Origin of the sequence: Cupriavidus sp. UGS-1, assembly GCF_021213615.1 — a bacterium.
Classification (GTDB): Bacteria; Pseudomonadota; Gammaproteobacteria; order Burkholderiales; family Burkholderiaceae; genus Cupriavidus.
The window spans coordinates 51,159-65,087 of sequence record NZ_JAJQJF010000007.1 but is presented as its reverse complement, the minus strand read 5'-3'; the positions used below and the strand labels follow the sequence as shown (position 1 = coordinate 65,087).

Below are 13,929 nucleotides of genomic sequence, written 5' to 3'. Positions count from 1 at the left end.
GCCGAGCACCGCACCGGCAGCGCCAGGCCGTCAGCCCCGCACCAGCATCACCACCGCGATCGCGATCAGGCAGGCCGAGAACCACGCGCGCAGCCGGCGTTCGGGCATCCGGTGCGCCAGCGCGACGCCCCACGAGATCGTCAGCATGCCGCCCAGCGACAGCGGGATACCGCTGGCCCAGTCGACGTGGCGCGCCTGCGCATAGGTCGCCAGCGCGACCACCGCGCCGGGCGTGACCAGAGCCAGTGCCAGCCCTTGCGCCGCCGCCTGGCGAAAGCCGAACAGGCCGACCAGCGCCGGCGCCGCGACCACGCCGCCGCCCACGCCAAAGAACCCGGACATCGCGCCGCCGACCACGCCGACCGCCGGAATCCAGCGCGGCGACAGCCGCTGCTGCTGCGCCGTGACCGCGCGTCCGGGCAACAGCCGCCACAGGAAATAGACGGCCATGCCGATCATGAACAGCGCGAAGATCCGCCGCAGCAGCACCGCGTCCATCTCCGTCGCCAGCCGCGCGCCGACATAGGTGGCGAGCACCGCGGACAGGCCGAGCACCAGCGCGGTACGCAGCGCGATATCGGCGCGGCGCCGGTACTGCCAGAAGCCGATCAGCACATTGGGGGCGATCATCACCAGCGCGGTGCCCTGCGCCAGTTGCTGGTCCATGCCATAGAGCAGCCCCAGCGCGGGGATTGCGATCAGGCCGCCGCCGATGCCGAACAGTCCGCCGACTGCGCCGAGCGCACCGCCGAGAAGGAAGGTCAACAGCGCGGGGAGCAGCGGAATATCGGGCATCGTCGGTCGAGGTTGGCGTGGCGGGCGCCACCGCGGCGCCTCGCGCAAAGGTATCGATCATAAAACATGGGCGCACCGCGCACACGGCCGATGTCAGGGCATTCCCTCGGAATCGCGCGCTGCAAGCTAATCGTCAAGATCTTGAAAGCCGATTGAAATCCCGTTTCGCTCCAATGCCGCCGGAGATCGTGCCAGGCCCGCCGATATAGCGCCGAACAACGCCAACAGAGCGAAGCGCGGCGGCCGCACGGTCGCGTCGCGCCGGCATTGCCGGCGCGCTTCGTGTCTGCGTTGCCTGAACCGAGCCTGTCATCGTGCATGTCCGTCGTCATCGCTGTACCCACCTCCGCCAGTTGCTCGCGCCGATCGCTGCCTCGCTGCTGCTGGCCGCGCCGGCCCGTTTCGCCGCCGCGGCGCCGCCGTCCACTGCCGTCGCAACGCAGCCGGACGGCGAATGCCGCGCGCCCGGCGCCGGCGCGACGCTGACGTTGTCCGAGGCGCGCGCGCTTGCGCTGCGTTGCAATCCGGAGCTGATCGCGGCACGCCGCGCCGTGCAGGCCAGCGAGGCCGACATCCAGATCGCCGGGCAGCGTCCGAACCCGGTGCTGAGCGTGGGCGTGGAGAACATCAACCCGCACGCCGGCGTCGGTGCCGGCAGCTGGCGCAACAAGACTGTCGATTCGACGGTGCGCATCGACCAGGTCATCGAGACCGCCAACAAGGCCGGCCTGCGCGTCAAGACGGCGCAAGCCGCCAACGTGGCCGCGGGCCGCCAGATGCAGGCGGCCACCGTCCAGCAGATCGCCGCGCTGGAGCAGGCCTTCATCGACGCGGCGGTCAGCCAGCAGCGCGTCGACGTGCTGACGCAGACGCTGGCGTTGTACGAGCGCACCCAGCAGGCCAACCAGACCCGCTACAAGGCCGGCGACCTGGCGCGCGCCGACGTGACCCGGCTCGAGCTCGATGCCTTGCGCGCCCGCGCCGACTGGCGCGACGCGCGGGCCGATCATCAGCGCGACATGGCCGAGCTGGCGCAGCGCATCGGCGTCCCCGGCACGCTGCAGGACGTCGCGCTGTCGCCGCAGTGGCCGGGCCTTGCCGAGCCGGTGCCCACGCTCGACGAGCAGGCGCTGCAGGCGCGGCCCGATGTCGCCGCGGCGCAGGCGCGTCTGCAGGCCGCCGCAGCCGCGCGCGAGCTGGCGCGCGCGGAGCGGGTGCCCGACGTGACGGTCGGCGCGCAGGCCGAGCGCTATCCGGCGTCGGCCACCAACCAGCAGGGCAGCGGCAACAGCTTCGGCGTGTTCGTCAGCATCCCGCTGTATGTCCGCCACAGCTATGGCGGCGAGGCGCAGCGCGCCGAGGTCGATTACTACGCGGCGCTGGACGAGCGCAACCGCGTGCTGCTGGCAGCGGGCAACGAGGTCGGCCGGCTGCGCACCGCGCTCGATGCCGCGCGCGACTCGCTGCGCCAGATCGACGAGGCGGTGCTGCCCGCGGCGGAGCGGGTCGCCGCCGACGCCGAGTTCGCGTTCGGCAAGGGCGCGATCGGCGTGCTCGAACTGCTCGATGCTCGCCGCGCGCTGCGGCAGACGCGACTCGACGCCGCGCAGGCGCGGGGAACCTATGCCAAGGCGCTGTCCGCCTATCTGGCCGCCACGCGCACCGCGGATGACCTGGTCGCCGGGCCCGCGGCCGGCCCCGCCGATCTGCCGCTGCAAGACGTCGCTCCCTACCTTTCCGTCCACTAGCCGGACACCTTCCGGCTTTCCGATCCCCGTCGCCATGACCCTCCGTTCCCTGTTGACGATCGTCCTGCTTGGCACACTGCTGGGCCTGAACGCATGCGGCCGCAAGGCCGAACCGGAGTCCGAGTCGCCGCGCGTCGAAGGTGCGGCCATCATCTTCCCCGATACGGTCAAGTCGTTGCCCGGCGTTTCCGCCGAGCCGGTGCGGCGCGGCGCCGAGCGCGTGCTGACGCTGCCCGGCCGGCTGGTCTGGAACGAGGACCGTACCGTGCGCGTGACCAGCCCGTTCGCCGGCCGCGTCGCCGAGATCCTGGTGCAGCCCGGTACCACCGTCGCCGCGGGCCAGCCGCTGGCGCTGCTGTCCTCGCCCGACTTCGGCGCGGCGCAGGCCGACGCGCGCAAGGCGGCCGCCGATGCCGCGCTGGCGTCCAAGGGGCTGGCGCGGCAACGCGAGCTGTATGGCGCCGGCATCGTCGCGCAGAAGGACCTGGAGCAGGCCCAGGCCGAAGCCGCGCGCGCCAGTGCCGAACTGCAGCGCGCGCAGGCGGCGCTGCGGCAGGTCGGCGGCGAACTGGGCAAGCCGGGGAGCGTGGGCGTTGGCGCGCCGGATCGCTTCGCGCTGCGCGCGCCGATCTCCGGCCTGGTGGTCGAACGCAACCTGAACCCCGGCATGCAGCTGCGGCCGGACCAGCCGCCTGCCGCGCCGTTGTTCCTGCTGACCGACCCGTCCGATCTGTGGGCGCAGCTCGATGCGGCCGAGGCGGATCTGGCGCTGTTCCGCCCGAACGGCAGCGTGACGCTGACTTCGGCCGCCTATCCGGGCGAGTCCTTCCCCGCCAAGGTGGTCAAGATCGCCGACTATGTCGATCCGGCCGCGCGCAGCATCAAGGTCCGTCTGTCGGTGCCGAACGCCGAGCGCAAGCTGAAGGCCGAAATGTTCGTCACCGCGCGGATCGAGGCGGCGGGCTTCGACGGCATCGCGGTGCCGGCCCGCGCTGTGTTCCTCGCCGACAACCATCACTATGTGTTCGTGCGCGCCGATGCCCATCGCTTCGAGCGGCACGAGGTCAAGGTGGGCGCGAGCCTGCCCGGCCTCACCGAGGTGGTGTCGGGGCTCGAGCCCGGCATGCAGGTGGTGACCGAAGGCAATCTCTATCTGCAGGACATCCTGCGCGATGCCAGCGCGGCGCAGGCCGCGCTGCGCCAGCAAGCTCGATGAGGCCGGCCGCGTCATGATCTCCCGCATCGTCCATTTCGCGCTGCACCAGAAGCTGTTCGTCTGGATGGGGCTGGCGCTGTTCGTCGCCGGCGGCCTGGCGGCCTTCAAGAACCTGCCGATCGAGGCCTTTCCCGATGTCTCGGACGTGCAGGTCAACGTGATCACGCTGTATCCGGGCCGCGCGGCCGAAGAGGTCGAGCGCCAGGTCACGATCCCGATCGAGACCGCGCTGGCCGGCACGCCCAATTCGGTGCGGGTGTTCTCGCACACGCAGTTCGGCCTGTCCTATCTGATGGTGACCTTCAACGACAAGGCCACCGATGTCACCGCGCGCCAGCAGGTGATCGAGCGCCTGCGCGGCGTCGATCTGCCCGACGGCGTGCAGCCCGACCTGGCCCCGCTGTCGACCGCGATCGGCGAGATCTACCGCTTCCGCCTGAAGGGCAAGGGCCATACGCCGCAGGAGCTGCGCACGCTGCAGGACTGGGTGGTCGAGAAGAACCTGCGCCAGGTGCCCGGCGTCGCGGACCTGGTGACGATCGGCGGCACCATCAAGCAGTACGAGGTCAACCCGAACCTGGCGCGCATGCGCGACGCGCATGTCTCGCTGGCGCAGCTGTTCGAGGCGCTGCAGCGCGGCAACTCGAACGCCGGCGGCGGCGCGGTCGCGCAAGGGCGGCAGCAGTTCCTGCTGCGCTCGCTGGGGAGCTTCCGCAGCTCGGCCGATATCGCCAACGTGGTCGTGTCCGAGGTCAACGGCACGCCGATCCTCGTCAAGGACATCGCCGAGGTGCGCGTCGGCGCCGCGCCGCGGCAGGGCCTGATGGCGCAGGACGACGAAGAGGACATCGTCTCCGGCATCGTGGTGATGCGCAAGGGGGAGAATCCCTCCGAGGTGCTGACGGCGCTGAAGGCGAAGATCGCGCAGCTCAACGAGCAGATCCTGCCGCGCGGCGTCGAGATCGTGCCGTACTACGACCGTGCCGACCTGATCGACAAGACGCTGCACACGGTGTTCGGCAACCTGGTCGAGGGCGCGCTGCTGGTGATGGCGGTGCTGTACCTGTTCCTGGCCAACGTCCGTGCCGCGGCGATCGTTGCGCTGGTGATTCCGCTGGCGCTGCTGTCGACGTTCCTCGGCCTGACCTGGGTCGGCATTCCGGCCAACCTGCTGTCGCTGGGGGCGATGGACTTCGGCATCATCGTCGACGGCGCGGTGATCGTGGTCGAGAACATCTTCAAGCGCCTCGGCGAGCTGAAGGAGCAGAAGATCCGCGACAGCCGCGCGCGGCTGCAGGCGATCGCGCGCGCCGTCACCGAGGTGGGCCGGCCCACGGTGTTCTCGATGGTGATCATCATCGCCGCGCACTTGCCGATCTTCACGCTGCAGCGCCACGAAGGAAAGATCTTCGCGCCGATGGCGTACACGGTGACGGGCGCGCTGGTCGGCTCGCTGATCGTGTCGCTGACGCTGGTGCCGCTGCTGTGCTACCTGCTGCTGAAGAAGGACATCGCGCACCACGACAACGCGGTGGTGCGGCTGTGCAAGCGCGCCTATGCGCCGATGCTGGCATGGGCGCTGGACCACAAGCGGGCGGTGGTGGCCAGCGCGGTGGCGCTGCTGGTCGTCACCGCCGGCGTCGGCAAGCTGCTCGGCAGCGAGTTCCTGCCCGAGCTCGACGAGGGCGCGATGTGGGTCAGCTTCGACCTGCCGGCTTCGGTATCGACCGACGAGGCGCGCGAGCAGGCGGCGCGGCTGCGCCGGACGATCCGGCAGACGCCCGAGGTCAAGTCGACCATCTCGAAGGTCGGCCGGCCGGACGACGGCACCGATCCGAAGCTGATCAATACGGTCGAGATCCTGGTCGACCTGAAGCCCGAAGCGCAGTGGCGGCGCGGCTTCGACAAGCGGCGCATCATCGGCGAGATCAACGCGAACCTGCGCAAGCTGCCCGGCATCGAGCCGAACTTCTCGCAGCCGGTGCGCGACAACATCCTCGAGAGCATCTCGCAGATCAAGGGCCAGATCGTCATCAAGGTGCAGAGCGACAGCCTCGAACAGAACAAGCGCGTCGCCGACCAGATCCTGGCCAACGTGCAGACCGTCCCGGGCGTGATGCGCGCCTTCATCGACCGCGACGGCGAGCTGCCGCAGTATCTGCTCGACTTCGACCGGGCCCAGGCGGCGCGCTACGGCATCAATGTGGCCGACGTGCAGGACCTGATGGAGACCGCGCTGGCCGGCAAGGCGGCCACCGAGCTGTGGGAGGGCGAGAAGCACTTCAGCGTGGTGGTACGGCTGGCGCCCGGCGAACGCGCGCTGCCGAACCTGCCGAACATCCTGATGCAGACCGCCGAGGGGGCGCAGGTGCCGCTGTCGCAGCTGGTGCATTTCCATGCGGCGTCCGGTGCGATGAACATCAGCCGCGAGAACGGGCAGCGCACCACATCGATCGGCGTGTTCATCCATGACCGCGACATGGGCAGCGTGGTCAAGGACATGCAGGCGCTGGTGGCGAAGAACGTGCGCGCCGACGACGTCAAGATCGGCTGGTCCGGCGAGTTCGAGAACCAGCAGCGCGCGATGGCGCGGCTGTCGATCGTCGTGCCGCTGTCGGTGCTGCTGATCTTCCTGCTGCTGTTCCAGGCATTCAAGTCGTTCAAGAGCGCGACGCTGATCCTGTCGAACATCCCCTTCGCGCTGGTCGGCGGCGTGTTCGCGCTGTTCCTGACCGGCATTCCGCTGTCGGTGTCGGCGGCGATCGGCTTTATCGCGCTGTTCGGCCAGGCGGTGCTCAATGGCGTGGTGATGGTGACCTACTTCAACCAGCTGCGCGAGCAGGGGCTGCCGCTGCGCCAGGCGGTGCTGGCCGGGTCGATGGACCGCCTGAGGACCGTGCTGATGACCGCGCTGCTGGCGATGCTGGGCCTGTTCCCGATGGCGGTCTCGCGGGCGATCGGCTCGGAGACGCAGCGGCCGCTGGCGATCGTGATCATCGGCGGGCTGATTACCGCGACCGTGCTGACGCTGATCGTGCTGCCGACGCTGTACGAATGGATGGTTGGCCGCAGTTGGCCGGATGAGGCGGCGGAGGAGGAGGGGGAAGCCGTGGAGGTTCGGCGGGATGACGCGGCGGTGGTTTGAACGGTCGTTGTAACACCACCTCCCTCTCCCCAACCCCTTGAGCATGTCGAACGCCCGCGGTCTGTTCCCCTCTACCGCTTGCGGGAGCGGGGCGGGGAAGAGGGAGAACTCGAGCGTGTCGAATCCCTGCGGTCTGCTCCCCTCTCCCGCTCGCGGGAGAGGGGCGGGGGAGAGGGCAAACAACGCCCGTTATCCCTCGGCCCCCGCAACGTCCCTCACTACGCCGGCCCGCAGCATCTCCGCGATCTGCTTTTCGCCATACCCGCATTCCGCCAGCAACGCCCGCGTGTCCTCCCCCAGCCGCGGCGAAGGCCGCACGTACCGCGCCGGCGTCTCCGACAGCTTGATCGGCAGCCCGATGCTCTTTACGGGCCCGGCCTCGGGATGCTGCTGCTCGACCACCATCTCGCGCGCCAGCGTCTGCGGGTGCGACAGCGCCTCGCCGATCGAATGCACCGGTCCGGCCGGCACGCCCGCGGCATCGAACGCCGCCAGCCATTCGGCCGACGGCTTCGTGCGCAGGATCTCGGCCATCGCGGGCAGCAAGGTGTCGCGGTGGCGCATGCGGTCCGAGTTCAGCCGATAGCGCGGATCGGTCAGCCACTCGGGCCGGCCCAGCACCTGCGCGATCCGTTCCCAGTTCTTCTCGTTGGCGCCCCCGACGATGATGTGGCCGTCCTGCGTCGGAAAGGCCTGGTACGGTGTCGCCAGCACATGCGCCGAGCCGCTCGGGCCCGGCGACTCCCCGGTGGCGAAATGGATCGCCGCATGCCAGTACAGCTGCTGCAGCCCGGCCTCGATCAGCGAGGTCTCGACGATCTGACCGCGTCCGGTCTTCTGCTTGTGCTGATAGGCGGCCAGGATGCCCACCGCCGCCAGGATGCCGGCGTTGATATCGGCGATCGAGTTGCCGGTGCGCAGCGGCGGGCCGCCTTCCTCGCCGGTGATGCTCATCAGCCCGGTATAGCCCTGCGCGATCAGATCGAAGCCGCCCTTGTCGGCGGCCGGGCCGGTGCGGCCATAGCCCGAGATCGCGCAATAGATCAGGCCGGGATTGATCTCCGACAGCACGTCGTAGCCGAGCCCGAGTTTTTCGAGCGTGCCCTTGCGGAAGTTCTCGATCAGCACGTCGGCGTCGCGCACCATCCGCAGCAGCACCTCCTTGCCCTCGGGCGTCTTCAGGTCGAGCGCGATCGCGCGCTTGTTGCGGTTCAGCATCAGGAAGGGCGCCGACACGCCGTTGATGCGTGGATCGCGATAGCCGCGCGCATCGTCGCCGCCGTCGGTCTTCTCGATCTTGATGACGTCCGCGCCGAGGTCGGCCAGCATCATGCCGCAGGTCGGGCCGGCCATGATCTGGGCCAGCTCGAGCACGCGCATGCCGGAGAGGGCGCCGGCCTGCGCAGTGCGTTCGGATTGCATGGGGGATGCCATCGCTGTCCTTTCGATATGGATGCCGCTCAGCGGCCGTGGAACTCGGGCGTCTGCTTGGCGAGGAAGGCGCGATAGCCGGTGCGGAAGTCCTCGGTATCGAAGCAGTCGAACGCCTCGTCGCGCTCGCGCTCGCCCAGCGGTGTGCCGGCCGCCAGCTGGCGCGCGAACTTCTTGTGCCAGCGTGCGACCAGCGGCGCGCCGCTGGCAATGCGCTGCGCGGTCGCGGCCGCCTCGGCGGCGACCTGGTCGTCGGGCACCACGCGCGATACCAGCCCCATGCCATGGGCTTCGTCGGCGCCGACGATCCTGCCTTCGAACAGCAGCTCGAGCGTGCGCGACTCGCCGATCAGCCGGATCAGCGGCGCCATCTCGGCATGGGCCATCACCAGCCCGAGGTTCTTGATCGGCGCGCCGAAGCGGCTGCCCTGGCCGCAGATGCGGATGTCGGCCATCGCCGCGATCTCCAGTCCGCCGCCGACGCAGATGCCGTGGATCTGCGCGACCACCGGATGCCGGCAGTCCTGCAGCGCCTGCGCGGTGGCATGCATCACCTTGCCGTAGGCGGTGGCCTGCGCCTTGTTCGAGCGCGCCTGGGCGAACTCGCCGATATCGTTGCCCGGCGAAAAGGCCCGCTCGCCGGCGCCGCGCACGATCACGCAGCGCACGCCGTCGTCGGCGGACAGCGCGCGGAAGGCCTCACCCAGCTGCTGCCACATCGACAACGTCATCGCGTTGAGCTTGGCGGGACGATTGAGCACGACGGTGGCGATTGGGCCGTCACGGAGCGTCAGCACCGGGCTGTCGTCGGTATTGCCCCGCTGCGAGTCTGGGTGGGGGTCGGGAGAAGCGGAAGCGGGCATCACGGTCATCGAAGGCGCTCCTGGCGGGGTTGGCTGACGGCTCGGCTGACGGCCCGGCAATATGACGTCTTGCCGCACCGTTGATTTGGTATACCATATCCCAAATCAACGCCTTCACAAAGGATGCATCGCCCATGGTTTACCCGGTAAACGAACGGGAAGACGCCCCCGCAACGCTGGCGCCGGACCTGCCGCAAGCGCGCGCCGGCGGCGAGCGCGGCCGCCGCACCGGTCCCGCGACCGTTGCCGCGTCGCTGTCCGCGGACGGCGACGACCCGCTGGCGATCGCGCATCCGACGCTGGCCGCGGTGGTCGCCGAGCGCCTGCGGCACTTGATCATCGACGGCACGCTGGTACCCGGCGTCTGGCTCAACGAGCGCGATCTGTGCGAGCGGCTGCGCGTCTCGCGCACGCCGCTGCGCGAGGCCTATCGGATCCTTGCCGCCGACGGGCTCGTGATGCTGCTGCCCAAGCGCGGCGCGCAGGTGATCGCGATGTCCGAGCGCGATGTCGCCGATGTGTTCGACGTGCTCGCCGTGCTGGAAGGACTGACCGGAAGGCTGGCCGCCGAGAAGGCCAGCGACGAGGAGCTGGCGCAGATTGCCCGGCTGCATCGCGCGATGCTGGACGCCTACGCCGCCCGCGATCTGCACGCCTACTACGAGGCCAGCATGGGCACCCATCTGGCGATCAGCGCCGCCGCCCATAACCCCACCCTGGCGGACACGCATCGCCGGCTCAATCTGCGCGTGCAGAACCTGCGCTTCCGCTCGAACCAGGACCAGGACGAATGGGCCCACGGCGTGGACGACCACCAGCGCTTCGTCACCGCGCTGCTGGCGCGCGATGGCGCCACGGTCGAGACGCTGATGCGCGAACACGCGCTGCAGAAGAAGGCAGTGGCGATGCGCGCGGCGCGCGAGCGCGAGGCCGCTGCGGCGCGATAGTCGCAAACAGTTATTTCGGCTGTAACGCCGCATTACGCGGCGAGCGCGGCCTCATCACCGGCCGCATGCGGGCAAGACAGGTACAACGGCCGCTATCTTCGGCCGGCAATGGCGTGGCCGTTCGCCGCCAGGGTATCCACGGCACGCTCCACGGTGTGCCCGCTTGTGAGACTGGCTTACAACTGCATCCGTCCAGGACCGTTCCAGATCGCTACAGTCGAGCCATGTTCAACGCGCCGCCAAGCCGGGCAGCGCATCAGGAGAAAAACATGACTCGCCAATTGCTGATCGCACTCGGAACGCTGGCCGCCGGCGCGATGTTCGGTCTTGTCTCGCCCGCCCAGGCGCATTCGGACCGCCACGATCATCGGCATGGCTACCATCGGCACGAGCACTATCGTCCGGCTCCGCCGCATGTGCGGCACCGCCACCATCGCCACGACTACCATCGCTACCATGCGCGTCCGCACCACGGCCATGGCCATTACGTATCGCGCCCGGGACACCGCTATGTGCCCGAGCGCTGGGTCCGGGACTCGCACGGGCATGTCGTGCGGCGCCCCGGGTATTGGACCCGCTAAGGGGCGGCAGACGAATCGGCCTGCGGGTGCGCGCATGAACGGCCGCGCAGCCGCAAGGTCATCAGCACCGCCAGCGCGGCGGCAAGCGTTCCGACCATGAAGACCTGCGCGTGGCCGAACTGGTCGGCGACCCAGCCCGCCAACGGACCGGTCGCGCCGTAAGCGAGGTCCTGGAACGCCGCGAAGCCGCCGATCGCGGTACCGCGCAGATGCGCGGGCACGCGTCTGACCGCCTCCAGCCCCATCGACGGGAACACCATCGAGCAGCCGATGCCGGTCAGCAACGCGCCGATCATCGCCACGCCGGGCCCGGGTGCGAGCCACAGCATCGCCTGTCCCGCGGCTTCGACCAGCAGCGAGACCAGCGCCACCGGCACTGCGCCGAACCGGTCCGGCAAGGTGCCGCACAGCAGGCGAATCGCGACAAAGTCCAGGCCGAAACAGGTCAGGCCGTAGCCGGCGCCATGCCAGCCATTGGCCAGGAAATACAGCGGGAAGAAGGCGCCCAGCGCGGCGAAGCCGATGCCCTGCAGGCCGACCACGACGCCTGGTTGCCAGATGCGTCCCAGCACCTGCACGAACGGCGGGCGCGGTCCCGTCTTCGGCGGTGCAGCCGGTACCGTTCGCCACAGCATCAGCGCGCCGAGCACCGGCATGGCGGCGCAGACCAGCATCAGCCCGGCAAAGCCGCAGCGCTCCAGCAGCCACAGCCCCACCGGCCCGCCCGCGGCGAACGCGCCGTACATGCCGGTGCCGACCAGCGCCATCACCAGGCCCGAGCGCGCCGGTCCCATCGTCGCCATGCCCCAGGCGAGCATGCCGACCAGCGCCGCGCTTTCACCAAGCCCGAGCAGCAGCCGGCCCGCGAGCAGCACCGCATAGGCGGCCGTGCCGTGGCCGAGCGATGGCAACGACGACCACCAGCACAACAGCGCCGCGAGCGCGTACAGGAAGAGACCGCGGAACATCGCGGCCTTGCCGCCGCGTTCGTCGGCCAGCCGTCCGGCCCAGCCGCGGCTCAGGATCGTCGACAGGAAGGCAATGCCGACGGCCAGGCCGGAGCCGACATTGCCCATGCCCAGGGCCTGCACGACATGGAGCGCCACGGCGGGCATCGCCATGGCGACAGCGAGGTAGGTCAGAAACAGCGCGACGGTCATCCAGACCAGCCGGCGCAGCGAAGAATCTTGCAGGACGTTCGACATCGACCGCCACTCCTTCACAGAGAGGGCGGCACCGGAACGGTCGACGGACGGGAAACGACGCAGACGCGAGGGATGACGCAAGCGGCCAACGCACACCGCCAGTCGGCCGCAGGTGCCGCTGGTGATGCGTTGATTCACGTAAACGCTTACGGCCGCGCCGCCCGGAACATCGTTGTCGAAAACGACGTCGGGAACGCAGCGGGGGCGATTCTAACCGCGTTCCCGGCGCGCACAATAAAAAACCCTCGCCTCAACGCGGCGAGGGTTTGCGTGCCGGCGCGTATCGCGCCGAGGCAGGCCGGGGATGCGGGCCGATTACAGCGCCGCGTCCTTCAGCTTCTTCAGCGCGCGGACCTTGACCTTGACCGAGGCCGGCTTGGCAGCGAACCACTGCTCCTGGCCGGTGAACGGGTTCTTGCCGAAACGCTTCTTGGTGGCGGGCACTTGCACGGCGGTGACCTTCAGCAGGCCGGGCAGCGTGAATTCGCCCGCGCCCTTCTTGTTCAGCGCGCCGATCATGGTGCTTTCCAGCTGCGCCAGCACGGTCTTGACCGTCTTCGGATCGAGCTCGGTCTGCGCGACCAGGTGCGACACCAGGCTGGACTTGTTGAAGGTGTCCTTCAGCGGCTTGGGCGTCGGCGCTGCGGCCGGCGCAGCCTTCTTGGCGGCCTTCACCGGAGCGGCGGCCTTCTTGGCGGGCGCCTTGGCGGCGGTCTTGGTTGCTGCAGTCTTCGCGGTCGGTTTAGCTTTGGTGGCCATATCGATGTCGTGAACAGGTTCAATGTTGGAGCGCAGTACCGTCGGATGCCGCCGGGCAGCGCCGCGCACAGAATAGCAAAACGCGCGAACGGTGCCTATTTTCAAGGGGTTTTCGGCGTGATTTGGCGGTTGGGCCGTGCAATGTGTCGCGCGGATGCCACCATCCTCGCGGCCGTCGCCGTCGCGATGCCATGCGCGCTCCGATCCGGTGCCCCGATCAGCGGCGTTGCGCGACCCAGATCCCGGCCACGATCGCGGCCAGTCCGACCCCGTGGTACCAGTTCGGCCACTCGCCGAGCAGCAGCGTGGACAGGATCGCGGCGAAGGCCGGCGTCAGCGTGACGAAGAACACCGGCAGCTGCGCGCCGGCGCGCGCGACCGCGCGATCCCAGGCGAAATACGCGAGCAGGGACGGCACCGTGGCGACGTAGGCCAGGATGCCGAAGGTGCTGGGGCTCCAGACGATGGTCTGGCCGGCGATGCCCAGCTCCCAGGCGACGAAGGGCACGCTGACCACCACGCCGGCGACGATCTGCGCGTACAGCAGCACGATCAGCGGCAGCGCCGGCCGCTGCTTGCGCAGCAGCCACGTATAGCCGCTCCAGGCGAGCGTCGCCGCCAGCATGAACAGGTCGCCGGGCACGAAGTCGAGCTGCGCGAGCCGGCCCAGTTCGCCGCGCACCAGCACGAACGTCACGCCGACCAGGCACAGCAGCGCGCCCGTGATATGGCTGCGCGTGGCCGGCTCGCGGAAGAACGTCACGCCGACTGCCAGCAGGAACAGCGGCATCGACGCGCCGATCAGCGTCACGTTGATCGGCGTCGACGTCGTCAGCGCCAGATATTGCAGCGCGTTATAGCTGGCGATCGACAGCACGCCAAGCGCAAGGATCAGCCCCGCGTGGCGCCGCAGCGCCGCCGCGTGCTCGCGCACGCCGCTCCACGCCAGGGGCGTCAGCAGCAGCCCGGCCAGCAGCCAGCGCAGGAAGTTCAGCGTGATCGGCGGCACGGCACCGGCCGCCAGATGGCCGACGATGGCGTTGCCGGCCCAGCTCAACGGCGGGAAGGCCAGCAGGAAGAGGGTCAGCCAGCCGGCGCGCGAGCCGGCGATCGGGGAGGTGGGCATACGAAAGGAGGGCGCGAACGCGCAGGCGTCGGTGCCGGCGGCGCGGTGGCGTGGACACTGGAGCGCGCATTATGCCGCCAACAGTGGCTTCGGACGCGCCAGGCCCCGCATTT

The 13,929-nt window shown here is 69.5% G+C and carries 11 protein-coding genes; 5 read left to right on the top strand and 6 right to left on the bottom strand.

Annotation, left to right across the window (positions count from 1 at the left end):
- Nucleotides 1-30 precede the first annotated feature (30 nt).
- A complete protein-coding gene (locus LRR16_RS11570; RefSeq protein WP_064576810.1) occupies nt 31-795 on the bottom strand; it encodes a sulfite exporter TauE/SafE family protein in 765 nt (254 codons plus the stop codon).
- 314 nt (nt 796-1,109) lie between these two features.
- Between LRR16_RS11570 and LRR16_RS11565 the strand changes: the two genes are divergently transcribed.
- Genes LRR16_RS11565 through LRR16_RS11555 form a run of 3 tightly spaced genes read left to right on the top strand, consistent with a single transcriptional unit; the run spans nt 1,110 to nt 6,904 of the window.
- Nucleotides 1,110-2,543 carry a TolC family protein gene (locus LRR16_RS11565; protein WP_370646793.1) on the top strand — a complete coding sequence of 478 codons (1,434 nt, stop codon included), beginning with the start codon at nt 1,110-1,112 and terminating at the stop codon, nt 2,541-2,543.
- A gap of 34 nt (nt 2,544-2,577) precedes the next feature.
- Nucleotides 2,578-3,759, top strand: coding sequence for an efflux RND transporter periplasmic adaptor subunit (locus LRR16_RS11560; RefSeq protein WP_232205919.1), 1,182 nt, complete (start codon nt 2,578-2,580; stop codon nt 3,757-3,759).
- Nucleotides 3,760-3,772: 13 nt separating this feature from the next.
- Nucleotides 3,773-6,904, top strand: a complete 3,132-nt coding sequence (locus LRR16_RS11555) for an efflux RND transporter permease subunit (RefSeq protein ID WP_064576843.1) — start codon at nt 3,773-3,775, stop codon at nt 6,902-6,904.
- Nucleotides 6,905-7,093: 189 nt separating this feature from the next.
- Here the strand turns inward: LRR16_RS11555 and LRR16_RS11550 are convergent, their stop codons facing one another.
- Nucleotides 7,094-8,326 carry a CaiB/BaiF CoA-transferase family protein gene (locus tag LRR16_RS11550; RefSeq protein ID WP_232205918.1) on the bottom strand — a complete coding sequence of 411 codons (1,233 nt, stop codon included), beginning with the start codon at nt 8,324-8,326 and terminating at the stop codon, nt 7,094-7,096.
- A 38-nt stretch (nt 8,327-8,364) separates the two neighbouring features.
- The gene (locus tag LRR16_RS11545; RefSeq protein ID WP_232205917.1) at nt 8,365-9,207 is read right to left on the bottom strand and encodes an enoyl-CoA hydratase/isomerase family protein; all 843 of its coding nucleotides are present in this window, start codon (nt 9,205-9,207) and stop codon (nt 8,365-8,367) included.
- A 125-nt stretch (nt 9,208-9,332) separates the two neighbouring features.
- Here LRR16_RS11545 and LRR16_RS11540 point away from each other — a divergent pair, with 125 nt between their 5' ends.
- Nucleotides 9,333-10,145 (top strand): GntR family transcriptional regulator, encoded by an 813-nt coding sequence (locus LRR16_RS11540; protein ID WP_232205916.1) that lies wholly within the window; start codon nt 9,333-9,335, stop codon nt 10,143-10,145.
- Between the two features lie 269 nt (nt 10,146-10,414).
- A complete protein-coding gene (locus LRR16_RS11535; protein WP_082928631.1) occupies nt 10,415-10,726 on the top strand; it encodes a hypothetical protein in 312 nt (103 codons plus the stop codon).
- Here the strand turns inward: LRR16_RS11535 and LRR16_RS11530 are convergent.
- The 3 genes from LRR16_RS11530 to LRR16_RS11520 form a co-directional block, all read right to left on the bottom strand.
- Nucleotides 10,723-11,931 (bottom strand): MFS transporter, encoded by a 1,209-nt coding sequence (locus LRR16_RS11530; RefSeq protein WP_232205915.1) that lies wholly within the window; start codon nt 11,929-11,931, stop codon nt 10,723-10,725. The two genes, LRR16_RS11535 and LRR16_RS11530, sit on opposite strands and share 4 nt — an antisense overlap.
- Before the next feature lie 315 nt (nt 11,932-12,246).
- Nucleotides 12,247-12,690 carry an HU family DNA-binding protein gene (locus LRR16_RS11525; RefSeq protein WP_006579425.1) on the bottom strand — a complete coding sequence of 148 codons (444 nt, stop codon included), beginning with the start codon at nt 12,688-12,690 and terminating at the stop codon, nt 12,247-12,249.
- 217 nt (nt 12,691-12,907) lie between these two features.
- Entirely contained in the window at nt 12,908-13,816 is a 909-nt protein-coding gene (locus LRR16_RS11520; protein WP_023263969.1) for a DMT family transporter, read from the bottom strand.
- Nucleotides 13,817-13,929: the final 113 nt, after the last annotated feature.

What these genes read in the sequence shown, in the direction of transcription:
- LRR16_RS11570 (WP_064576810.1), bottom strand. Translation starts at nt 795, where the DNA reads ATGCCCGATATTCCGCTGCTCCCCGCGCTGTTGACCTTCCTTCTCGGC.
- LRR16_RS11560 (WP_232205919.1), top strand. Translation starts at nt 2,578, where the DNA reads ATGACCCTCCGTTCCCTGTTGACGATCGTCCTGCTTGGCACACTGCTG.
- LRR16_RS11555 (WP_064576843.1), top strand. Translation starts at nt 3,773, where the DNA reads ATGATCTCCCGCATCGTCCATTTCGCGCTGCACCAGAAGCTGTTCGTC.
- LRR16_RS11550 (WP_232205918.1), bottom strand. Translation starts at nt 8,326, where the DNA reads ATGCAATCCGAACGCACTGCGCAGGCCGGCGCCCTCTCCGGCATGCGC.
- LRR16_RS11545 (WP_232205917.1), bottom strand. Translation starts at nt 9,207, where the DNA reads ATGACCGTGATGCCCGCTTCCGCTTCTCCCGACCCCCACCCAGACTCG.
- LRR16_RS11540 (WP_232205916.1), top strand. Translation starts at nt 9,333, where the DNA reads ATGGTTTACCCGGTAAACGAACGGGAAGACGCCCCCGCAACGCTGGCG.
- LRR16_RS11535 (WP_082928631.1), top strand. Translation starts at nt 10,415, where the DNA reads ATGACTCGCCAATTGCTGATCGCACTCGGAACGCTGGCCGCCGGCGCG.
- LRR16_RS11530 (WP_232205915.1), bottom strand. Translation starts at nt 11,931, where the DNA reads ATGTCGAACGTCCTGCAAGATTCTTCGCTGCGCCGGCTGGTCTGGATG.
- LRR16_RS11525 (WP_006579425.1), bottom strand. Translation starts at nt 12,690, where the DNA reads ATGGCCACCAAAGCTAAACCGACCGCGAAGACTGCAGCAACCAAGACC.
- LRR16_RS11520 (WP_023263969.1), bottom strand. Translation starts at nt 13,816, where the DNA reads ATGCCCACCTCCCCGATCGCCGGCTCGCGCGCCGGCTGGCTGACCCTC.